General features: G+C 40.2%; 22 protein-coding genes. 16 read left to right on the forward strand and 6 right to left on the reverse strand.

The window, feature by feature from the left end; translation table 11 throughout:
* Positions 1 to 21: 21 nt before the first annotated feature.
* The gene (locus ACQKNS_RS09620; protein ID WP_427642396.1) at positions 22 to 714 is read right to left on the reverse strand and encodes an N-acetylmannosamine-6-phosphate 2-epimerase; all 693 of its coding nucleotides are present in this window, start codon (positions 712 to 714) and stop codon (positions 22 to 24) included.
* A gap of 31 nt (positions 715 to 745) precedes the next feature.
* Complete coding sequence (locus tag ACQKNS_RS09625) at positions 746 to 2281, reverse strand: maltose/glucose-specific PTS transporter subunit IIC (RefSeq protein ID WP_427642398.1); 1536 nt, start codon at positions 2279 to 2281, stop codon at positions 746 to 748.
* A 417-nt stretch (positions 2282 to 2698) separates the two neighbouring features.
* Between ACQKNS_RS09625 and ACQKNS_RS09630 the strand changes: the two genes are divergently transcribed.
* The 9 genes from ACQKNS_RS09630 (at position 2699) to ACQKNS_RS09670 (ending at position 11784) form a co-directional block, all read left to right on the forward strand.
* Positions 2699 to 3004 (forward strand): DUF2294 domain-containing protein, encoded by a 306-nt coding sequence (locus ACQKNS_RS09630; protein ID WP_427644147.1) that lies wholly within the window; start codon positions 2699 to 2701, stop codon positions 3002 to 3004.
* A 192-nt stretch (positions 3005 to 3196) separates the two neighbouring features.
* Positions 3197 to 4234: an ABC transporter substrate-binding protein gene (locus ACQKNS_RS09635; protein ID WP_427642400.1), complete on the forward strand. Its 1038-nt coding sequence runs from the start codon at positions 3197 to 3199 to the stop codon at positions 4232 to 4234.
* 21 nt (positions 4235 to 4255) lie between these two features.
* The gene (locus ACQKNS_RS09640) at positions 4256 to 5185 is read left to right on the forward strand and encodes a nucleoside hydrolase (RefSeq protein ID WP_427642402.1); all 930 of its coding nucleotides are present in this window, start codon (positions 4256 to 4258) and stop codon (positions 5183 to 5185) included.
* 24 nt (positions 5186 to 5209) lie between these two features.
* Entirely contained in the window at positions 5210 to 6034 is an 825-nt protein-coding gene (locus ACQKNS_RS09645; RefSeq protein ID WP_427642404.1) for an ABC transporter permease, read from the forward strand.
* 6 nt (positions 6035 to 6040) lie between these two features.
* Positions 6041 to 6829: an ABC transporter permease gene (locus ACQKNS_RS09650; protein WP_427642406.1), complete on the forward strand. Its 789-nt coding sequence runs from the start codon at positions 6041 to 6043 to the stop codon at positions 6827 to 6829.
* A 14-nt stretch (positions 6830 to 6843) separates the two neighbouring features.
* Complete coding sequence (locus ACQKNS_RS09655) at positions 6844 to 7908, forward strand: ABC transporter ATP-binding protein (RefSeq protein ID WP_427642408.1); 1065 nt, start codon at positions 6844 to 6846, stop codon at positions 7906 to 7908.
* Positions 7909 to 7924: 16 nt separating this feature from the next.
* Complete coding sequence (locus ACQKNS_RS09660) at positions 7925 to 9643, forward strand: adenine deaminase (protein ID WP_427642410.1); 1719 nt, start codon at positions 7925 to 7927, stop codon at positions 9641 to 9643.
* A gap of 211 nt (positions 9644 to 9854) precedes the next feature.
* Entirely contained in the window at positions 9855 to 10007 is a 153-nt protein-coding gene (locus ACQKNS_RS09665) for a hypothetical protein (protein ID WP_155726505.1), read from the forward strand.
* Positions 10008 to 10911: 904 nt separating this feature from the next.
* Positions 10912 to 11784 carry a MurR/RpiR family transcriptional regulator gene (locus tag ACQKNS_RS09670; protein ID WP_427642412.1) on the forward strand — a complete coding sequence of 291 codons (873 nt, stop codon included), beginning with the start codon at positions 10912 to 10914 and terminating at the stop codon, positions 11782 to 11784.
* A gap of 70 nt (positions 11785 to 11854) precedes the next feature.
* Here ACQKNS_RS09670 and ACQKNS_RS09675 read toward each other — a convergent pair whose 3' ends face one another.
* Positions 11855 to 13108 carry a dicarboxylate/amino acid:cation symporter gene (locus ACQKNS_RS09675; RefSeq protein WP_427642414.1) on the reverse strand — a complete coding sequence of 418 codons (1254 nt, stop codon included), beginning with the start codon at positions 13106 to 13108 and terminating at the stop codon, positions 11855 to 11857.
* A 19-nt stretch (positions 13109 to 13127) separates the two neighbouring features.
* Positions 13128 to 14429, reverse strand: coding sequence for an aminotransferase class V-fold PLP-dependent enzyme (locus tag ACQKNS_RS09680; RefSeq protein WP_427642416.1), 1302 nt, complete (start codon positions 14427 to 14429; stop codon positions 13128 to 13130).
* Between the two features lie 714 nt (positions 14430 to 15143).
* Here ACQKNS_RS09680 and ACQKNS_RS09685 point away from each other — a divergent pair.
* The 4 genes from ACQKNS_RS09685 (at position 15144) to ACQKNS_RS09700 (ending at position 19449) form a co-directional block, all read left to right on the forward strand.
* On the forward strand, positions 15144 to 17048 hold the full coding sequence (locus ACQKNS_RS09685) for an endonuclease MutS2 (RefSeq protein WP_427642418.1): 1905 nt from the start codon (positions 15144 to 15146) through the stop codon (positions 17046 to 17048).
* 202 nt (positions 17049 to 17250) lie between these two features.
* Positions 17251 to 17664, forward strand: a complete 414-nt coding sequence (locus tag ACQKNS_RS09690; protein ID WP_427642420.1) for an Rrf2 family transcriptional regulator — start codon at positions 17251 to 17253, stop codon at positions 17662 to 17664.
* A gap of 66 nt (positions 17665 to 17730) precedes the next feature.
* Positions 17731 to 18636: an NAD(P)/FAD-dependent oxidoreductase gene (locus tag ACQKNS_RS09695; protein ID WP_427642422.1), complete on the forward strand. Its 906-nt coding sequence runs from the start codon at positions 17731 to 17733 to the stop codon at positions 18634 to 18636.
* Positions 18637 to 18816: 180 nt separating this feature from the next.
* Complete coding sequence (locus ACQKNS_RS09700; protein ID WP_427642424.1) at positions 18817 to 19449, forward strand: class I SAM-dependent methyltransferase; 633 nt, start codon at positions 18817 to 18819, stop codon at positions 19447 to 19449.
* Positions 19450 to 19834: 385 nt separating this feature from the next.
* On the opposite strand, the gene ACQKNS_RS09705 is transcribed toward ACQKNS_RS09700, so the two are convergent.
* Both ACQKNS_RS09705 and ACQKNS_RS09710 read right to left on the reverse strand, forming a co-directional pair.
* Positions 19835 to 19978, reverse strand: coding sequence for a YrzO family protein (locus tag ACQKNS_RS09705; RefSeq protein WP_427642426.1), 144 nt, complete (start codon positions 19976 to 19978; stop codon positions 19835 to 19837).
* Positions 19979 to 20009: 31 nt separating this feature from the next.
* Positions 20010 to 20975 (reverse strand): DMT family transporter, encoded by a 966-nt coding sequence (locus tag ACQKNS_RS09710; RefSeq protein WP_427642428.1) that lies wholly within the window; start codon positions 20973 to 20975, stop codon positions 20010 to 20012.
* Positions 20976 to 21109: 134 nt separating this feature from the next.
* Here ACQKNS_RS09710 and ACQKNS_RS09715 point away from each other — a divergent pair, with 134 nt between their 5' ends.
* From ACQKNS_RS09715 to ACQKNS_RS09725, 3 genes are all read left to right on the forward strand, one after another.
* On the forward strand, positions 21110 to 22003 hold the full coding sequence (locus ACQKNS_RS09715) for a LysR family transcriptional regulator (RefSeq protein WP_427642430.1): 894 nt from the start codon (positions 21110 to 21112) through the stop codon (positions 22001 to 22003).
* 223 nt (positions 22004 to 22226) lie between these two features.
* Complete coding sequence (locus ACQKNS_RS09720) at positions 22227 to 22403, forward strand: hypothetical protein (RefSeq protein WP_427642432.1); 177 nt, start codon at positions 22227 to 22229, stop codon at positions 22401 to 22403.
* Positions 22404 to 22722: 319 nt separating this feature from the next.
* On the forward strand, positions 22723 to 23427 hold the full coding sequence (locus ACQKNS_RS09725) for a hypothetical protein (RefSeq protein WP_427642434.1): 705 nt from the start codon (positions 22723 to 22725) through the stop codon (positions 23425 to 23427).
* Positions 23428 to 23596: the final 169 nt, after the last annotated feature.

The raw sequence follows: 23596 nt of genomic DNA on the forward strand, positions 1-23596 counted from the left end.
TTCATTACTATGTGCAGCGTTCTATTCTTGGATGGCGTCCACGAATCTTTTAGTGATTTGCTGCGGCCTGGTGATCGCACCGCCCACTACTACTGCATGGACATTCATATCCAATACAGAGCGCGCGATTTCCGGCGTTATGACATTTCCTTCTGCGATCACTTTCGCTTTTTTCACTGCTTTCACTATTTCTTTTAGCACAGCATAGTCATCCTGATATATTTTCTGGCCGAACGTTTCGTCCGTATAGCCGTATAAAGTCGGCGCTACGATATCGAATCCTAATTCGTCAGCGAATATGGCTTCCTCAATGGTGGATACATCCGCCATTAGTAAAACATCCGGATATTTTGCTCTTATTTCACCATAAAACTGTTTTAGCGTTTTACCGTCCGGCCTTACCCGGGATGTAGCATCCGTCGCAATGATTTCAGCTTTCGTTTTCATCAATGCATCAATTTCGGTCATGGTGGGTGTGATATAGACATCGTTTTGTCCATACACCTGCTTAATGATCCCTATGACTGGAAGGTCCACATTTTTCTTGATTTCCATTATGTCAGCTACAGAGTTTGCGCGAATGCACTTCGCACCGCCTTCTTTTGCAGCAATGGCCATGCGGCCCATAATAAAAGAGCTATGCAGCGGCTCATTCTCCAATGCTTGACATGATACAATTAAGCTTTTGTGAATTTTATCCAGCACCTGTTGCATGTTTAACACGTCCTTATCGTTATCTATGTTCTCAATGACCCAAGTATTCTTCCACTTCATTTTTGATGATCGTCACTTGGGGACCGTATACTATTTGAATGCCATTTCCTTTTTTTACGACGCCTTTTGAGCCGGTTTGTTTAATGACGTCTTCTTTCACCAATGATTCATCCTTTACCGTGACACGCAGACGGGTTGCACAGCAATCGACTACATCGATATTTTCCTGTCCGCCTAAACCATTGATGATGGTCTGGGTTCTTTCTGATGCGGTTACTTGTGTAACGGCGGCCTGTTCATCATCTTCACGGCCGACCACTTTCAAATTCTTCTTCCTGATCAAGAATTTAAAGGTGAAGTAGTATAGGAAAAACCATGGAATGCCGACGAGCAGTACATAAATCCAGTTTGTTTTACTGATTCCCTGGAGTATCCCGAATAAAGTAAAGTCAATAAATCCTCCAGAAAAGGTTTGACCGATCGTTATATTGAATATATCTGCCATCATGAAGGCAAGCCCGTCAAACAAGGCATGAATAACATAAAGGATCGGGGCGACGAATAAGAAACTGAATTCAAGCGGTTCGGTGATGCCTGTTAAGAAAGAGGTCAAGGCAGCTGAAAGAAGCAAGCCGGCCACGACTTTCCTATTTTTAGGTTTAGCGCAGTGATAAATGGCCAAAGCCGCACCCGGTAAACCAAACATCATCGTGATGAACCGTCCGGACATGAACCGGGAAACACCCTCATAGTACTTGACGGTAGTCGGATCGGCCAATTGTGCAAAGAAGATATTCTGGGTTCCGCTTACAATCTGCCCTTTTATCTCCATCGTTCCGCCTAAAGCTGTTTGCCAGAAGGGAAGGTAGAAAATATGGTGCAGTCCTAAGGGCCCGAGCATCCGTAATATGAAACCGTAGAAGAAAGTCCCGATCGTACCCGTGCTCGTTACCAGCGCACCTAATTGGTTTATGAAAAGTTGGAAATAAGGCCACACGATGAAAAGCACGGCTCCAACCAAGATGGATGCGAAGGAAACGATGATCGGAATGAAACGGGAACCACCGAAAAACCCTAAAACTTGCGGAAGCTGAATTTTATTAAATTTATTGTGCAAAAGTGCGGCAACGATACCTACTACGATACCGCCAAACACACCGGTCTCCAGTGTTTGGATCCCGACCGCCATTCCCTGTCCGGCACCTGCCAAGTTCTCTTTGGCAAGTTCCCCGTTTATTTGAAGCAGTGCATTTATTGAACTGTTCATGACGAAGTAGCCGATCATGGCTGCAAGTGCAGCGGTCCCTTTATCCGAACGTGCCAATCCTACTGCAACACCTACGGCAAAAATGACCGGCAAGTTTCCGAATACGATGCTTCCTGCAGAACTCATGATCGTGAAGATGGCCTGCAGCCAAGCAAAGTCTAAAAAAGGATAGGCCTCAACTGTATTTGGATTGGAAAGAGCACCGCCAATTCCCAGCAATAAACCGGCCGCTGGCAAAACGGCAATCGGGAGCATAAAAGATTTACCGAATTGCTGCGCTTTCTCAAAAGCTTTCTTCATAATAATTCCTCCCTCATTTAACGAGCCTTTGATACTCTCTATTTTTTGTTCGCTCTATACTAGCTATATTAAATCCAGATGAGAGCGTTTTCAATGAGGTGCAAGGTTATATCAATTGTTTTCAACCTTGCGCTGATTTCTCTGAAAAAGTTTTCAATACAGGAAATCGCATGGCCATTCGTTGGCAAGGAAAAAGTTATATGATTATATTGAAATCCCCATATGCTTATTTTTATAATTCGTGTATTGATGAGTAAATGTACTATTTGATTAAAAAAAAACATTTTTTTGTGCGAAATCCGAATATTATCTTGTGCAATGAAGAAAAAGTATATATAATTACCTCAAACGATAGTTTGGCAGGTGATAGTCATCTTACCGATAAACTCTAACGAAACGAAGAAATTGCTTTCTCATATGTATAATGAGGTATCGAAGGAATTGTTCGGCTTTGGTACGACGCTGCTGAAGGTTACTGTTGAGCAGAATGTGATTACATTCCAGGCCAAACATCGACGGGCCCCGCGCTCTGAGGCTTTGGAAGGGGAAGTTCCCAGCCTGAAGCAGGAGGTTGACTTCCATATGTCCCTGCTTTATAAAAAGAAACTGAAACAAAAGCTGGAAACGCAAACGAATTGGGATATTGAAGCTGTCCTGAGGGATTATGACTCAGCAACGCAGCTGGCATTCACCAATATCGTATTGAAGGAAAAAACCATATAATCATATAAATGGATTTCCCTACGGATTTATCTGGAGGGAACGCCACTAGAGAACCAAATGATAAGTTTTATCTTTGTTTACAAAGAAAAGACAATCTTGGGTAGAATTTAAATTCTATTTAAGATTGTCTTTTTTTACATTTATATCAGTAAAAAGGAAATTTTAAACAATATAAACTTGGAGGTTTGAATGATGAAAAAAATATTGATGATGTTATCGCTTTTCACATTAGTGTTAGCTGCATGCTCTTCAAAAGAGGATGGAAAGGGAAAACCAGCCAAATTAGTCGTTTCCACTTGGGGATTCGCCGATGATTTCTTCCGTCCGGAAGTATATGAGCCATTTGAAAAGGAGCACAATGTCGAGATTGTCGTTGATTCCGGAAATAATGCAGATCGATTGAACAAAGTACGCCAAGCGAATAGCGATGTGGATGTTATCTATTTATCCGACTACTATGCACAACAGGGCATTGATGAAGGGTTATTTGAGAAAGTGGACCATAGCAAAATTCCGAATATTGACCATATTTACGACAAAGCAAAAGCGCCGAATGGCGATGACTTTGGACCAGCTTATACGATTGCACAATTTGGCATTGCCTATAATCCCGATGAAGTGAGTAAGCCGATCACCTCTTGGAAAGATCTTTGGAGCAAGGATTTGGCAGGGAAGATCACGATTCCGTCCATCACTTCAACAACTGGACCGATGTTTTTGGATGCCGCTTCAAAAGTTAGCGGAAGTGAAGAATTCAATGAAGATAAAGCCTTCGATCAAATGAAAAAGATCATGCCGAATGCGGTTAAGGAATATGGGCAAACATCAGAGTTCGTCAACATGTTCTCGCAAGGGGAAATCGCTGCAGGTCCGATCATGGAAATGTATTTTGGCGATTTACAGGAAGCCGTTCCTAATGCCAAGTTCATTTCCCCTGAAGAAGGCGGCTATGCAGTGATGAACACGGTGAATATCGTTAAAGCCAGCGATCAAAAGGAATTGGCCGGCGAATTCATGAATTACATCTTAAGCAAGGAAGTTCAGGAAAAATCAGCGAAAGCGAAAGTGGATTCTCCTGTCAATACCGAAGTCAAGCTCTCTGAAACGGAAGCGAAAGGCTTAACCTATGGGGATGACGTCATTAACAGCCTGCGTGTATTGGACATGAAGTTTGTAAATGAAGACTCTAAACAATGGATCGATCGTTGGAATCGTGAACTTACACACTAAGAAAGAAACGAGGTGTGCTTGATGAAGAAAAAAATGATTCTTGATGTGGATACTGGAATAGATGATGCGATCGGGATCATTCTTGCTGTGAAAAGCCGTCAATTCGACATATTGGCGGTAACGACAGTGAACGGGAATGTATCGCTTGATACGGCCACATTGAATACATGCAAAATATTGGATTTATTGGGTGAACAGGACATTTCAGTCATAAAGGGGGCAGATAGCCCAATTATCAGGAGCCCCTTTTTTGAACACCGGATCCATGGCGAAGACGGGATTGGCGGAGCCTTGAAGGATGTGCCAGTCAAAAAGCGGCCAGATGATGGATTTGCTTCTGATTTCATCATCAATTCCATTTTGAATTTTCCTGGTGAAGTGACGCTTGTCATGACGGGGCCGCTTACGAATTTGGCATTGGCGGTGAAAAAGTGCCCGCAAATCACCAAGCTCGTAAAAGAAGTCATTTTCATGGGAGGAGTCGTTCAAGGGGTTGGCAATGTCACGCCAACCTCCGAATATAACACGTATGTCGATCCGGAAGCTGCCAAAATCGTTTTACAGGCGGGATTTACATCCATCACGCAAGTTGGTCTTGATGTCACGAGAAAGGTTCTATTGGGTGAAGAGCATATCCAATTGATTCAAAACGATGCACTTGCTGACTATATAAGGGAAAGTACATCAGATTATCGGAAAAGGTATTTTGAACGTAACGGTATATGGGCTTGTGCGATGCATGATCCATTGGCTGTTGCCATTGCTTTGCAAGAAGATCTTGTCACCAGAGAAGAATATTATGTGGATGTTGAAACAAAGAGTGAGCTTTGTGACGGACAGATGGTTTGCGACTTTCAAAATAGGCTGATGAAGCCGCCAAATGCGCATGTTTGTCTGGATGTCGATGCGGAAGCGTTTTTCGACCTGTTCATTCGCATAATCAATTCATAAATAAAACGGACAGGGGGTTCCGAGGTGAAAAAACGCTATTTATACCTGTTGCTGTTTCCAGGCGTTCTATTTTTAACGATTTTCATGATCATTCCGATCCTAATGACGATTGGCACGACATTCTTTAATGAAAGCGGCGGCTTTTCCTTACAAGGATATCTCGATTTTTTCCAAGATCGATACTTTATTGAAATTCTGCTGACGACACTTAAGGTGAGTCTGTTCACGACAATCATTTGCATACTATTAGGATTTCCAGCAGCTTATTATATTTCCAAACTGAAACAACGAAAAAAAGCCATCATGCTTTTACTGACGATCTTCCCGCTATTGACAAGCCCTGTGGTCCGTTCATTCAGCTGGATGGTGATCATCGGTAAAAACGGTGTGGTGAATAAATTGCTTATGGGCATGGGCTTGATTGAAAAGCCGCTGGATATTTTGTATACGCCTACGGCCATCATCATCGGATTGGTCCATTTATTCCTGCCATTGATCATCGTGACGCTGGTGGGTGTGATGGAGAACATCGAAACGGATCTATTGAAAGCGGCGGAGAGCCTTGGAGCATCAAGGTTGGCCGTATTCTCAAAAGTGATCATCCCGCTTTCGGTCCCAGGTTTGGTCATTGGCAGCATCCTGGTATTTGTAGGGAGCTTCACGGCCTATACAACGCCTGCTTTATTAGGTGGGAAACAGCGGGTCATTTCGACATTTCTTTATCAAAACGCGATTACATTGAACGAATGGCAAGTGGCATCGATTGTCGCTACCATCATGATTGCGGTGACCGTCCTTATCATATCGATCATGAACGGTTTGGCAAAAAAATTAAATCCAAAGGGGTAGAGGTGTATGCAGGAAAAAAATCGAGGATTGGCCCTGTTTACTATCCTGGTGTTCCTTTTTTTACTAGGGCCTTTGCTGATCATATCCGTTACGTCATTCGAAGGCGGAAATATTTTGAAATTCCCGCCAGAAGAGTTTTCTTTAAGATGGTATGAAAATATTTTTAATGTGGAAATGTTTTTGGTCGCTTTTAAAACGTCCATCCTAGTTTCACTGGCAGGCAACCTTTTGGCACTGTTACTGGGAGTGCCGGCCGCCTATGCATTGAGCCGGTTTGATTTCAAAGGGAAAAGCGTAATTAATGCCTTTTTCGTTTCTCCCATATTAATACCTGGAATTGTGCTTGGCTTTGCGTTTTTACGTTATATTGTGGGGGCTTATCAGCTTCCGATTTATGCGGCACTGTTTGTGGGACATACTGTTATCATGCTGCCGTTCATCATCCGCGTGATTTCTTCAAGCTTATCAAACTTTGACTTTTCCATTGAAGAAGCGGCGGAGAGTCTCGGCGCCAGTAAATTGGGCACGTTCTTTACAGTCGTCCTTCCGAATATAAAATCAGGAATTCTTGCGGCTATCATGATCGCCTTCTTGGAATCCTTCAATAATGTGGACATTTCAGTTTATATGACAGGCCCTGGGGTAAGTACGTTTCCGATTCAGATGCTGACGTATGTAGAGAACTATTTCGATCCTACCATTTCGGCCATTTCCGTATTACTCATGTTCATAACGGCTTTCTTCATGTTTATAGTAGAACGGCTCATGGGATTGTCTTATTTCACAAAACGATAAGGAGGTAATGATGGATGGCTTTATTCACTTTACAAGATGTATCTGTAGCATATAACAAACAGAATATATTAAAAGATTTCAATCTTGAGATTGAAAAAGGGAAACTGGTATCCCTTCTTGGCCCGAGCGGCTGTGGGAAAACGACGACCCTGCGTTTAATTGCCGGGTTTTTACAGGCGAACGAAGGGAAGTTTTTATTCAAGGAAAAGGACTATACGAAAGTGCCCGTCAACAAGCGGAATTTTGGCTTTGTGTTCCAAAACTATGCATTATTCCCGCATTTGTCGATATTCGATAACATTGCATTCGGTCTCCGTCTGAGAAAGAATTCCAAAAGTGAAATCGAAAAAAAAGTAATGAATGTGCTGGAGATCGTTAATTTAAAAGGGTTTGAAAAGAGATACCCCCAAGAGCTTTCCGGAGGCCAAAAGCAGCGGGTTGCGATTGCCAGGGCGCTTGTGATTGAACCGGACATCCTATTATTTGACGAGCCATTGAGTAATCTTGATGCCAACTTAAGGGTGAATATGAGGGTCGAGATTCGCCGTATCCAACAAGAGCTGGGGATTACAACCGTATATGTTTCCCATGACCAGGAAGAATGCTTTTCGATATCCGACCAGGTGGCGATCATGAATAAAGGGATCATCGAGCAGCTTAGTGACCCTGCGACCATTTACAAATATCCGGAAACCAAATTTGTCGCGGACTTCATCGGCTTCAAGAACTTCATTGACTTCGATAAGCGGACAGATCATGACGGTAAAATTGAATTGAGCAAATCCGGATACTCATTCGTGCTGCAAAAGGATGCACAGATGACCAATACTACGGGAAAAGTAGGCGCCATCAGGCCGGACGATCTGTTGATCAGGGAAAAAGATAACACTGGAGCCATTCAGGAAAATAGTTTACCTGGCCGGGTTAAGGTAAGTACCTATCTGGGAAGAAGCTATCAATATGTCGTTGAAACTCCAATAGGGGATTTCACCGTGAACAAGGAAATGGCGGAATCCTATCGGACGGGTCAGGAAATCATCCTTGAAATTCCGAAAAACCAGATGGTGCTTGTTGACTAGCTTAGGAGGGTAAGTTATGCGAATGGATATGCTTGTAAGAGATATCAACGTGTTTAACAGCTATTTTAAAAGATTTATTAAAGGGAATGCCGCCATCAAGGATGGAAAGTTCTATTATATTGGAGAACGTGAATTGGATGCCTTCGAGCCGGATCGAATCATCGATGGGCAAGGGAAGTATATGGTTCCCGGACTGATCGATATCCATCTCCACATTGAAAGTACGATGGTGACGCCAGCGACTTTTTCCTACGGGCTAATCAAGAATGGCGTGACGACGATCGTGCCGGAACCGCATGAAATGGCCAATGTTTTCGGAATTTCCGGTGTGAAGGAAATGATCAAAGCGAGTAAAGAGTGCGTAGCGGATATGTTTTATGCCATTCCGAGTTCCGTTCCTGCCACATCGATGGAAACAACAGGCGGTTCTATCGAAATAGAGGATATAGATGAATTGATGCAAACGGAGGACATTAAATGTCTCGGCGAGATCATGAATTACTATGAGGTCATAACCGATCCTGATTGCAAAACGAATCAGATTTTGTCCCATATCCGTTCCCGTTATCCAGATCTGATCATAGAGGGGCACGTTCCAAAGCTGCTCGACTTGGACTTGCAGAAGATTGTTTATGCCGGAGTGAATTCAGATCATACGCACCAGACCGTGGAAGGGATGGATGCGAGGATCGCTGCCGGGATGTTCATTGAGATCCAAGAAAAATCAATGACTGAAGAAGTGATAGATTACTTGAAGGAAAATCAAGTGGATGAGCATTTCTGCTTTGTCACCGATGATGTCATGACCGACTCTTTCCAAAACAGGGGACATTTGAATGTCCTTTTAAAGAAAGCGATTCAAATGGGGATGGCTCCGGAAAAAGCGATTTATGCATGCACCTATACACCTGCACAGCGGATGAGGATGTATGACCGGGGGGCCATTGCACCTGGAAAAACGGCAGATTTCCTGCTGCTATCGGACTTGGAAACATTTGAAATTGAACAAGTATACAAAACAGGCGAGCTCGTTTATGAATCTTCACGGCCATATGTACAAGAAGTGAAGGAAAGACAATTTCCTGAGCATTTCTATCAAAGTGTGAAGCTTGCGGAACTTACGGAAAATGATTTTACCATCACAATTCCGGATAAGCTTGATAGCAGCAAGTGCCGGATCATAAACGTACAGAATGGTTCCACTTTCACATCTGAAACCCATGATCGTTTAGATGGGAAGAATGGTCAATTATGCTGGGAAGAAAGCCCTTATGGCCTAATCGCCACATTCGAACGATATGGGAAAAACGGTAATCGCGCGCATGGGCTGATCACCGGCGATGTCTTGAAGCGTGGAGCGGTCGCCACCACCTACTCGCATGATAACCATAATCTTTTGGTGATTGGCCATAATAAGCAGGATATGATGATCGCCGCTAACGAAGTCATAAGGAAGCAAGGCGGAGTCTGCTGCGTTGAAGACGGCAAGGTCCTATCCATGATTCCGCTTCCGGTAGGGGGGATCCTTTCCGAAGAGCCAATGGACATCGTATCCAGACAGGTTCAGCATCTGACAGATGCACTTAAATCGTTAGGCTACGAACATTATAATGTCATCATGTCATTAAGCACCTTATCGCTTCCAGTCAGCCCGGCCCTGAAAATAACCGACCATGGATTGATCAACGTCAATGAAGGGAAAACAGTCCCTCTCATAATGAGTGAAGAAGCGTAAACAGCAAAGGGGATTATCCAATGGATAATCCCCTTTTTTAAAAAGCGAAACAGGCGTCAAAAAGATGCAAGCCCTCTTTTTTATTCCATTCCTTTTTCATATAATTACCATATCGTGAAAAATGTGATAAAATAGAGGGACAACTGAGGATAGAGTGGTAGGTCACATTTTGCTTTTCCATCTACTGATAGATGGGGAAGGAGGTGGCCGTATGATTCATTTCTTATTGAACTTAATTACGGATATGGGTAAAGAGATTTTTGTTGCAGTAGCAACCAGCCTCATCCTGTCTGTGTTCGCCAAGAAACGGAAAAAGAACCACTCATCCTCCCAAGATGGCAATGGTTCTTCTTCTGACGATTAATTAAGTTAGTTGTGACCAACCACTCTTGCTAGTTGTCAGCCTCATGTTAGCGCATGGGGCTGTTTTCAGTTTATGTTAATATAAGGATAACATACCCCCTTTTTAATGTAAATATTCATACACTGAAAAGGGAGTTACTTATCATTTAAGATCATGGGCTTGTCTGCATCTTTTTCTTGAATAGGGTGATCCATTGCATTACCTCTTTTAGAAATTATTCAAAATCTCCTTTTCATTTACATTAAAATGTAAATGAAGGAGATGATATATATTATTTAAGTGCTTTAAAATCCAGCTAACTTCATAAAAGGTCAGCTGGATTTCTTCATTTTTACTGTTTTTCTAAATACCTATACACTCCATTTTTCTGCTACGTCTTTATTCGGGATACCATTTTCAATTAGTGACTTCATCGTTTCAGGAGGTCCTCCAAGGCCACCACATGCTACATCTATTCCGGCAGCCGAACGTTATTCAATTAAATACAAATTCCTCAAATAGATGAAACATCAAATTGCTTGTGTATCTATGGCTGAATTTTCTTCTGACTGTGGAAGCCCACACCACGTTCATTTATGCTATTACAATTTAAATTAAATCTTGCATTGCTGGCTAGGGTTTCCTATTCCAATGGGTATAGAATAGAAGTCACTATATATGGCAATTTTACATTTTTCTTAATTTGATTTTACTTTGATTAAGAATAGCTTAGGAAAGACTAAGACCTTTTGTGAGATAGGTTAAGTTCCTTAATCCCTTTACGAATCACTTAGGAAGAATAATGGATTGACCAAAGTTGATTTGATTTTTTTAGGTTGTTAATCATGGTATAAAAATGCTTCATGCTTTTAATAATTCTAATTTCTTATATAATAACCAATAGAGGAATATGGAGGTATATTAGATGGATTCATCACAAAAGTCCTTAAAAACAATTATAAGTAACTCCAAGCTCACAAAAAAAGAAGAAGAAATAGCAGAATATATTTTAAGTAATTTAACAGATGCGTGTCTTGTAACGTCAATAGAATTGGCTAATAGGTTAAATGTTAGCAATGCAACGATTATCCGATTCCCTAAAAAATTAGGCTTTTCTGGATATAGTGATTTTCAAAAGTATCTAAGAGAACAGTGCTATGAAGGAAGTTTGGCAATATCTGATGATGTTACCATACCTTCTGAAAGATTAAAGCTGAGTTATGATAAAGTTAAACAATCAGATTTATTAAATGATAATTTGAAAATACTTGAAAAAAATATTTTCTCTATATCAGAGAAAAACTCATCTGCAGAATTCAACAAAGCAATAAATCATATCATTGATGCTAGAAGAGTTTATATTTTAGGTAGTAGAGCTAGAACTGGTTTGACGGAGATAATGGGAGTATTTCTTAATCAGATTATTGATAATATAGTTATTAATAGTACTAATTCATTTACACCGTTTGATACCTTAGCTTCCTGTAGTAAGGATGATTGTGTCATTATTTTTTCATTTCCGAGATACTCTGAAGTAGACATTGCAGCAGCTAAAATGGCAAATGAGGCCAATGCAAAAGTTGTGATCATTACTGATAAAGCCACAGCACCCATAGCACATTTTGCTGATGTTTTACTTTTAGTTTCAGTGGATAGTAATGCTTTCTTCAACTCTTATACGCCGGTATTATTTTTAGCCGAATTAATATGTACACATGTAAGTAGAGCAACAGTTATTCAAAGTGAGGAAAAGTTAGAAAGAATTAATAAACATATCAGTCAGTTTGGGATGTATTAATAAAAAAAGGGTTGTAAAAAATAAATTTTTTACAACCCTTTTTTTATGATTAATTTAGTAAATTATTATTTTATAATGCGTTCGTTTTATTAACAACCTTATCTATAGGTTTAAGATACTCATCTTCAATCATATTTTCACTACGTGCTATACATAATGTGCTTACTACGTCACCAGTAACATTTAAGGTAGTGTGCCCCATGTCTATTATCCTGTAAATACCAGCGATCATTCCAACGATTTCCATTGGCAGTCCTAATGTAGTTAGCAACATAATTGTCATAACAATACCACCGCCAGGAATGCCAGGGGATCCAACGGATATTAATGTAGTCATTAAAATAATAAGTAATTGTTGACTTAATGGCATTTCAATTCCATATATTTGGGATACAAATATGACTGCAGCAGCATAATACACAACGGCACCATTCATGTTCATAGTTGCTCCAATAGGAAGTGTAAACTGTGCTAGTTCCTCTTTTACTTTATAGTCTTCTTTGGTAACAGAAATGGTAACGGGTAAAGTTCCGGAACTACTTGTTGTACTTGCAGTCACTATCCAAATCTTACCGATTGATTTGAAAAACTTAGATATCGGAAATTTAGCGATGAATTTTAACATAAATAGGTACATCAAAATGATTACAAAGATCAAGCCTATATAGTCAACTAAAATAAATTTGCCCAAAGGTCCAAATATTTTCAAGCCGTATTCACCAATGGTACAAGCCATTAACGCAGCTACACCTATAGGAGAAAATGCCATTATGATACCCGTCATCTTATACATTACTTCGGTACCCTCATCAAAAAACTTCTTAAGAGTTTCGGATTTGTTTCCGATTAATACGATGGAGATACCTAAGAACAAGGAGAAGATAATAATTTGCATCAGGTTCCCTTCTGAAAGAGCCTGTACAGGATTTGATGGAAATAAACCTAATATCGTTTCTCCAAAAGAAGGAATTTCAGAAGCTTTAAATTCAGATGAGGCCTCTATATTAGCTATATTTATTCCTTTTCCAGGTTTAAATAAGTGTGCAACTAGAAGGCCGATAGCACCAGCTAATAATGTCGTTCCAATATAATAGACTAAAGTTTTTGTTCCGATCCTCTTTAATTTTTGGACATCACCAATACTAAAGATCCCAGAAGTTATGGAGAAGAATATAAGTGGGACAACAATCATTTTAATTAGTGTTAAAAAGATATCTCCAATAGGTTTAACGATTAGTATTTTTTCTTTAAAAATTAAACCTAGTATAATACCAATTAAAAATCCAATAAAAACTTTTGTACCGAGCCCTAATTTTTTCTTCATTAATAGCCCTCCCCATAATTTATGAATTTGCCAATTCTCTAGTGACAGATAATTCTTTTGTTACAGATAAAAATTTATCGATATCCACTACTGTATGACAATGGAAAGGGGAAACTCTTATAGCACCTGTTAAGCCAATCGCTTCTAGTATACGTTTGGAATAAACACTAGTATTGACACGTTCGTATACAGTAACTCCTCTATCCTGATAATCTTTTCTAAGTTGTTCATAATCTCTCCCCTCAATTCCAATTGCAACAATGAGGTCTCTTTTCGTCAAATCTGGATAATCTGCAAAAACTTTTACCTTATCCATGTGTCTCAATCCTTCAATTTTATCACTTCCTTCAAGTAGTCTATGCAGCAGTGCTCTTTCATGTAAGACTATTTTTTCCATACCCTTAAGGTACAAATCTCTTCTAGACTTGTCTCCTATACTGTCATATGAACCTAACCAGCATATATAATCGATAACTGCGGACATGGATGCAAATAAAGCAGGTGTAGGTGAACCGAGTTCCCAAACACTGTCATCCTTTGCATACAGTTTTTGATGTGAAAGTTTAGATAATCTATCAGAAACATAGGCAAATCCAATTCCTCTTGATGCCATAAACTTATATGGTGCAAAGTTTGCTCCATCTATACCGAGCTTTTCTACATTGAGAGTTCCATGTGGCATGTGCTGCACGGCATCGACAATAATATATAAATCTGGCTTTTTCTCTCTAGCTGTTTTTATAATCTTCTCGAGATCCATTATATTTCCTGAAATATTACTTGACGCTATTACACTTAACAAAATTGTATCCTTATCAATTTTTTCGGTGATTGATTCAGGGTCAACAAACCCTGTATGAACATTTGCTTCAGCGACCCTAAATTCTTTATTGTTCTTTTTACAATAGAATTTTACTGCATCATAAGCAGAGGGATGTTCGATATTAGTAGTGACAGCATTGGTTCCTTCAACATTCTCAATAACAGTTGAAACCATTTTAAACATTGATTGAGATGCAGTTAAATCGGTAATTAGGGAACCAGACTTTGCCCCAAACATTACATTTAATACATCTTTAGTACATCTGTCCATAATGCTATTAAAATCTATTGCTCTTTGATGATACCTTTCAGGACAATCTGGTAATGAGTCGATTTTCCCCTTAATTTTAATAGCCTCTCTTAATCGTAAAGAACCACCTGAATTATCAAAAAACAGTCTTTCTCCATAGTCTGGATCGTGGTCAACAAAAGTAATTTTTTCACGTATTTCGGCTAATAGTTCCTCATTCATTAGTTTTCCAAATTTGTAAACGTTCATAATTGAGCCTCCTCTGTTTAAAATGCTTTTAATTCTTCAATAATAATAATAATTGAAGAATTTTCTTCATTTTGACTTTATCATAGCTATTTCTTGATTACAATGAAATGTTTAAAAATTTAAATAATTATGAAAGTTATGGGGGGCTCATATAAAAAATAGCTGTTTTTTTAGTTGGCGTGCAAAATAACACTTTTACAGATACGTTAATTATCGCTCAAAGTGACACAATAAAATGAGTAAACATTGGAAAATGGCAAAAAGGAATTGACTCTTTCTTACTGATATGGTATGTTAATTCCAATCTAAGAAAAGGTGTGGTGTTTTATGTCGGGAGTAGGTATCAACTAATTTAGTTGAATAAGGTATTTAATCACTGATATGTCAGTGGATTAAGTATGCCTTTTTTCACAGTGCAATTCCGCATTGTGGATACCTACCTTAAGACTGCTTCCTTTTCCATAAATCGTGTAACATGCAGGTGTTACGGCGAAAAGCATGGTGGGATTTGTCCTATCATGCTTTTTTGTGTACGCAGGTCTATTCGAGCTGCCCAATTTGTTATCGATTTTAGGTACTTATCCATGGATAAGTCCGTGCCCGCAGGAGCTTTCTACTCAAATGGCTTGTTCATTTGTAAAGGTAGGGGGACCATTGCGGGCATTTTTTGGATTCGGAATTTTAATCACTCACTCATTCAAGGAGGAACATTAGATGAATACAATGACTTATGAAAAATTACAATATATCCAACTCAAGGAAATGGTGAAAAACCATTGCGTAAGCGGTTTAGGAAAAGCGTTATTGGATCAGCTTAGGCCGAGCAGCATGTTGAAAGTCGTTAAAAATCGTTTGAACGAGACAACGGAGGCAAGGAACTTGCTGAATGCGGAAAGCCATATTCCTTTGAAAGGCATTTCACATATTGGACTCCATATCGACAAACTGGAAAAAGGAATGATTTTGGAGCCGTCAGAGTTAGTGGCGATAGCAGACTTCTTAAGAGGCTGCAGGAATATCAAGAAATTCATGACCGATAAAGAGTTCTTCGCTCCAACACTGCATGCCTATGCCCGCTCCATGACTGAATTCAGGAGCATTGAAGAAGAAATCCAATTCACCATAAAGGGAAATGCCGTCGTTTCCGAAGCAAGCAAGGACCTGAAACGGATCAGGAACCAAATCATCAAGACAGAAAGCAAAATAGAGGAACGGCTGAATAAGTTCTTGAAGAGCGGGGCCAATAAAGAGTTCATTCAGGAATTTTTCATCAGTAAAAAGGATGATCGCTACACCATCCCGATCAAAGCCTCCTATAAAAATCAAGTGGCCGGAACGATCGTGGAAGTATCCGCAAAAGGGGCTACCGTGTTCATCGAACCTGCCTCGGTGACGAAATTGAATGTAGAATTGGCCAGTCTAAAAGCGGAGGAATCGATGGAAGAATATCAACTTCTGGCCACATTATCCGGAACGGTTTTCGAACAGCTGAAACCGATCAAGATAAACATCGAGTTAATCAGTCAATATGACATGATCTTCGCAAAAGCCAAGTTCAGTAAAAGCATGGATGCCATCGAACCGAAAATCAATGATCATGGTTATATTAAATTGATGGGCTGTAAACATCCCCTTTTGCCGCAGGACAGCGTACCTTTGGATTTTGAAATCGGTAAGGACTATCGCAGCTTGATTATTACAGGACCTAATGCCGGGGGGAAAACAGTCGTCCTGAAAACGATCGGCATCCTTACATTGGCCGTCATGTCAGGGCTGCATGTCGCGGGGAAAGAAGGAACGGAGCTTGCCGTCTTCGACCAGGTATTCGTCGATATCGGTGATAATCAAAGCATGGAAAATGCACTGAGCACGTTTTCATCGCATATGAAAAACATCTCGGAAATCATGGGGGCCGTAACCAATAATTCCTTGCTGCTGTTCGATGAAATCGGGAGCGGAACGGAACCGAATGAAGGAGCCGCATTGGCGATTAGCATCCTCGAGGAATTTTATCAGAGGGGCTGCATAACCGTCGCGACCACCCATTATGGTGAAATCAAGCGCTATTCGGAAATACACAGTGATTTCATGAATGCGGCCATGCAATTCAACAGTGAAACACTTGAACCAAAATACAAGCTGTTGATCGGTCAATCCGGGGAAAGCAATGCCCTCTGGATAGCCAAAAAAATGAATGTCCGTGAAAAGGTTCTGCAAAAGGCAAAGCTCTATATCGGCAATAAAGACTACGACTTGGAGCGTGTCCAGGAAACTAAAGTCAAAAAATCGAAGCCAGAGGCCGTTCCTAAGGAAGCATCCTATGAATATGAAGTCGGTGACAAAGTGAAGGTAAGCGAACTGAACGGATATGCAATCGTGTATAAGAAAAAGGATTCCTACAATAATGTCGTCGTTCTTTTCGAAGATACCTTCAAGGAAGTTCATGCCAGTAGGCTCGAGCTTGAAATAAAAGCCGTCGATTTATATCCTGAAGGCTATGATCTCAATACTTTATTTGTCAGCTACAAAGAAAGGAAATTGAACCACGACCTTGAACGGGGATCAAAAAAGGCATTAAAGAATGTAGCAGCGGATATCCGGAAGAAGCTTGGAGAATAACCTGATGTAAAAACCAACATCGGCATGGTATGAGTTCTTTTTTACAGGGCTCATACTTTTTTTGCCTTACTTTCTCGTGTGGATTGTAATCTGTTGATCAATCATTAGGTGAGGTAAAAAAGTTTGCGGTTTTTTGCAGCTTGAGTTACAATCAATTACAGATATTAAAAGTCTGTAATAGTTTTAATTATGAGGTGCATCAATGAAGTATTCAAAGGCAACCAATTATGCACTGCATACAATGGTGCATTTAACGGTGGAACCAAAAGGTCAGACGGTGAGCGTGGATCAGCTGGCGTACATGCAGGATTTGTCTCCGACGTACTTGTCGAAGATTTTGACGAAGCTTGTGAAGGCAGGATTAATTGAATCAGTGCCAGGGGCAAAAGGCGGCTACAGTATTTCACGACGCGCACAGGACATTTCGTTTCTTGATGTTATTGAGGCGGTGGAGGGTCAGTCGGTGCTGTTCAACTGTGCATTTGACCATGACAAAAGCGAGTGTTTAATTGAGCGTGTGATGATCGAAGCGGAAGGCAACATGAAGAAAGAACTGGCTGGACGAACGATTCAAAGCATTGCGGAGCAGTGTCAGGAGACAAAAAAAGAAAAATAAATTTTTTTGCCGTAATTAAGGATATTAAGGGTCTTTAATAGACATTATAAAGAAGGAGTGTTTCATGTGCTGGATTGTGTAATCATTGGCGGAGGACCTGCAGGACTGAATGCCGCATTGGTCATGGGGCGTGCTGGACGGAAAACGATTTTGTTTGATGAGGATAAACCCCGTAACCGGGTGACGCAGGAGTCGCACGGCTTTATCACACAGGATGGGGTAAGGCCGTCAGAGTTCAAGAAGCGGGCAAAAACGGATGTCCAGAAATATCCGTCCGTCTCCATTAAAGAGGAGCGGGTGGAGAGTATTGAAAAAGCCAGTGATGTGTTCCGAATTCAAACGAAAGGCGGAACGGAATACATGGCGAAAAAAGTGCTTCTCGCAACAGGGCTTCGGGATGTTTTGCCGGGTATTCCAGGCATACAGAATGTATATGGAATGAGTGTTTTCAGCTGTCCGTTTTGTGACGGCTGGGAAATGCGGGACCAAGCATTGGCGGTGATTGCAGAAAATGAACGGGCTTTTCATATGGGAAAACTGCTGTCAAACTGGAGCAGAGATGTAATCGTGTTTACAAATGGCTATCAGGTGCCTGATAAGGAGAAGGGTATCTTGGCTAGGCAGCATGTGACAGTCGTGGAAGAAAAGATAGAAAGCCTTAAATCGAATGGAGGGCAGCTGACAGCGATCCGGCTGCAAAACGGACAGGAAATCAAAAGGAAGGCAGGGATTGTGGTGACAGACTTGGTGCAGTCTGCTCCTTTTGCGGAACAGCTCGGCTGCGAGACCACTCCGAACGGCGGGATTAAAGTGGATTCATTTGGACGAACAACGGTTGAAGGAGTATATGCATGCGGGGATACATCACTCAGCACGCCCTCTCAGCTGGTGATTGCGGCGGCGGAGGGCAATAAAGCGGCGGCCGGAGTCATCATGGATTTAGTTGAAGCTGCATTTCTTTTGGAGGCATAAAACCCTTGACTGCATAAGAGTAATTTTCAAAAGAAAAAGCTCTTTTCGTAAAGATTGCTGTTTTAAAAGAAACGATTTAAGTTTGATTGGAGCGAGCATCGGAGTACTTGGTGAATAGCAACAAAGTATGCGAAAGCATCCAAAGAAAAAGAGCTAATGTTTGTAAAGGGAGATTGAAGCATGACAGAATTCTGGGAAGCAAGTTTTATAGAAAATCAAATGATGTGGGGATTTGAACCTTCAGACTCCGCAATCTTGGCAAAGGACTTTTTCCTTGAGAAAAAAGGTAAGGATATATTGATTCCTGGTATTGGATATGGCAGAAACGCAAAGGTTTTTATTGATAACGGAATAAATGTAACAGGGATTGAGATTTCAAAAACAGCGATTGATTTGGCAAGGCAAAATGGGCTTAATAGCAGTATTTTTCATGGTTCGGTAACCGATATGCCTTTTGAGGACAAACGTTATGATGGTATATATTGTTATGCACTTATTCACTTATTGAATAAACGTGAGAGAGAAAAGTTCATTAAAGATTGCTATAATCAGTTAAAACCAAACGGGTATATGATTTTTACTACTATTTCAAAAGAAGCGCCAATGTTTGGCAAGGGCAAACAACTGGATAAAGACTATTTCGAGATAATGGAAGGGGTAAAAATGTTTTTTTATGATTCCGATTCGGTAAAACAAGAATTTGGAAAATATGGATTGATAGAATCTTCGGGAATTGTCGAGCCGCATAAGAATATGGAACATAAACCTCCATTTAAATTTACAATGATAAAATGTCAAAAAGGACTATCATAAAAAAATAAATAAGGCGTATGAATTGCTTACGCCTTATCCATAAAAAGGGCATGTTTTGATCAATCATTTTTCAACGCATGTTCTTTTCTATTTTTCTCGCGGCCGCCGACAAAGTGAAGGTAAGCGAACTGTGGATATGGAATCGTTTAGGATTCATGGATGATGTCGTCTTCTTGTGAATAGTACGATTATCAAAAATGCAAAAAAGCCTCTCTAAAAGGCTTCAGTTATTAGATCTAAATTTTAAAAAAGTAGATTTGGAACGGGTTTTCGAGACGCCGTGGAAAGTGAGTGCGTGGAGCGGAAATCAACGGTCAAACTGTCCACGGTCTGAAGCCTATGTCTAATGACAGGCTTTTTTGCGTTGGATCGCCAAAAATCTATTTTACGGAACTCTTTTACTTCTATTATGATATAGATCAATTAATTCTGCATTTTGCTTATTCATCTTTTTCACATTCTTATTTATTGTGGCCAATTCCCACAGTCCAGCTAATCCAATGATTAGCATAAGCGTTAATAAATCCATCGTTGCCCTCCTAGATGTTGTGTACCTTTCATTAAATGACTTTTTTCAATTTCTCTGGCTTCAATTTCTCAACTTGGGAAGGCAAGTTTTTTCTTTGATAATAATTGTTTTGAATCAATGCATATATCACTAAGAAAGTTCCCAATAATTCGAATGATGATAGTGATTTTCCTTGGATAAAAACGATGACCAACGTGGTTATTGGAACTAGATTGATAAATAGGATCCCATTGATCGGCGTTAGAAGTTTAATGCCTAAATTCCAGCTTAAAAGGGCAATGGCACCTGGGAAAATAATCATGAAAATCATTTCGCCATAAATGGATTGCATCACCTCTGCTGTAGGGACAGACAGGCCCATTGCAGTTGCGAGGAATGTTATGATCGCTGATACTGCAGTTCCCAAGATGCACGTTATAGTCGAATAGCGGAGTGTTGACCATCCATTAAATTGGTCGCCGCCCATCGTATATATAACCCAGCCGATAACCCCGATGAGAATGAAAAGGATGGGGATGAGACTATCTTTCAATAAAAATACGAATGATAAGCTGCCATTGGTTATGACAAGAATGGCCCCTATCAAGGCAAGGAACATGCTGGCGATGGTATACTTCATGGGTCTGGCATTTTTGAAGACCCAAAGAATTAAAATGGAAATCAAGGGCATTAATGATTCCATGATGGAAGCGACAATTACCCCGTTATGTCCGAGTAAGTCTTGACCTGCGAAAATGAGGAAGTTGTATACAGTGAACGCCATCGTTCCAAAAAACAATAGTTTCTTCCCTTTCCCTTCCAGGCTAAAAGATTTCTTCCCCTCTTTCATTAAAAGCAATATCGCCAAAATTACGCTAACAGCCAAATAACGCAAAAAAGAGAAATAAAATGGATCAATATACCTTAAGGCCCTTTCTGCAACTGGAAACATCGCTCCCCAAGAAACGCTGGCTGTCAAACATAAAAGTGCACCGATTAAAACTTGATTTTTTTTCATAAAAGCTTCCCCTCAAAAATAATGATTGATTACATTCCTATACACACCTTATGATAAAGTCATTATCATGTAAAATGACTTAAAATGAATATAATCATCATTATTAATGATAGTTGAGAAGGGGGGGCACTTTTATGGAAATGCGGGATTTGCAAATATTCCAGTGCGTCGCTAAATATGGAAGCATAAGTAAGGCGGCTGTTGAATTGAATTACGTCCAATCCAATGTAACGGCAAGGATCAAGCATTTAGAGCAGGAGTTACGGACGCCTTTATTCAATCGGCATAAACGTGGCATGTCTTTAACTGCAGAGGCTAGAAAAATGCTTGAGTATGTAAATAAAATTTTGCTGGATGTGGAGGAACTCAAGCAAGTATTCCTGGATAGTGAAACACCGACAGGAATTTTGAACATCGGTACAGTTGAAACGGTCAGCGATCTTCCCAAGATACTAGCCTCTTATTATAAACAGTATCCAAATGTCGATTTATCCATAAAGGCGGGGATAACCGAGGATTTAATAAAAGATGTCATCGAACATCGGCTGGATGGCGCTTTTGTTACAGGACCGATAAAACATCCGCTCATTCAGCCATACGATGTGTGTACTGAAAAACTTGTATTAGTGACCAGAAGTGAAACATTTAACCTTGAAGAAATCATAACAGAACCATTTTTAGTATTCAGTCAGGGGTGTGGCTATCGCTCTAAACTGGAACAATGGCTGAAAGAAGAAGAAGTGATGCCCAAAAGGATCATGGAGTTCAATGTATTGGAAACGATCTTAACCAGCGTGACACTCGGCCTTGGCATTACCCTTGTACCACAATCGGCGGTAAATCACCTAACAGCCGCTGAAAAAGTGCACGTGCATGCAATTCCGGAAGAATACGGCAATATCTCGACTGTCTTCATTCACCGAAAAGATGCCTATATGACAAACTCCATGCAAAGCTTTTTACAAACCATCGAAGCTCATCATGACAACCGATTTAAGCATCTTGAATACGCTCCTGAGCTAATATGAAGGGTGAGGAGCAGCATATTCTGAAGATAACTTGGAAAAGTAGACAAAAAGCCAACGATTTCGTTGGCTTTTTGTCTTTACGATCATTTCAATTTTCATACATTCAAATTAGAGAAAAAAATACCCTTCTTAAACTAAACTGGTAGTTTGGCTAAAGAAAAATTGTATTACTTTTCACGAATTGGGAAAATATATAAATAATAGAAAAAAGGAGGGAACAGAGATGGAAGTAAATATGAGTGTTGAAGAAGTCGTGAATCAAATTGCTGAATTAGTAGAAAAAGAAGGGAAGCCACCTCGAAAGAAAGAGGTAAAGAAGTCAGATCCGGAGTTAATGAAAAATGCATTGTATTATTTTCCTAGTTGGGATACGGCAGTAGAACATAGCATTGGATCTTAACCATAAACATTTATTTTTCAATTAGTATATATAAGGCAAGGGAAGTTATGAAGGCTGCCAATTGGCGGCCTTTTGAACGTGCGATTCTTTACATTATCATACATTCAAATGGAGGATTCCTTTTCCAGCCTCCATTTGAATGGTACAGTTATTTCTTATTAACGTAAGGGTAAGTTTTCATTGAGATAGTCAATGAATCAATTTCGGAAAGAGTGAAGTATCGATCACTTTTTAGTCTAAATTGCAAGAAGGATAGTGTAACTTTTTTCCATATGGGGCCGTATAATAATTTGTTAAAACACAGGAAAAGAGGGTTCCGATGAAAAAGATATTGTTGATTTTGGCAACCGTTTTTTTGGTAACAGGACTTAGTGCTTGTATAGAAGTCCAGGAGGGAAATAAGGAATCTCCGCCAATTTCAGAAAAGCCAAATGATAATCCTAAGCAAACCGACGGGCAAGATGAAGATCCTCCAGGTGAAGCGGTCGATGAGCCGACAAAAGATCGGCCAAATACGAAAACGGATATGATCATATTAGAAGGTATGGAAGAATCATTCCCATTCACGCTTCATCATAGTCAGGCATTGGGATTCTCAACCTACATCGTGGATGACATGGTCGTTGAAGAGGCTAGTTCTGGTGAAGGAGATGCAATGATAGTTTTTGCCAATTTTGCAGGCAAGAGAAATGAGGAGGCCAAAGTTCAGATATTTTCCAAAAGGGAGGGCACGAATGCGACAATAGAAGAACAGGAGGAGTTTGCGAGGGAAGTTGTGTTAAGCAACGGCTTTGAGGTTAAACAGCGATCTGATAATGCGCCTAACCGATTTGATTGGTCTGAGGCCGAATTTGACATTAGTCAGAAGGGCAGTAATTATTCTATATTGGGTACAGTGTCGGTTTTTCAACATGGCGACCGCGTTTACCATGCAATCGTTCAATACCCGGAAGAATATGAAGAAGGCTTCATACCGCGGGTTGTAAAAATGTTTGATGATATCGTATGGTATGAGGCACCTTGATGGATGAGTAACCGAAATTGGAATAATGATCGATTTCGTCTCCAGTCTGGGAGCAGCTCTTTTGCTGCTCTTTTTAAGTTGTGGATGGTGAAGAAGGATAAATGATTGGGTTAGAGAATAATTAGTCATAGGTTTTCGAAAAACTAATTTGATAGAAAATAGGTGAAGC

Origin of the sequence: Peribacillus sp. NPDC094092 (assembly GCF_050279365.1) — a bacterium.
Lineage (GTDB): Bacteria > Bacillota > Bacilli > Bacillales > DSM-1321 > Peribacillus.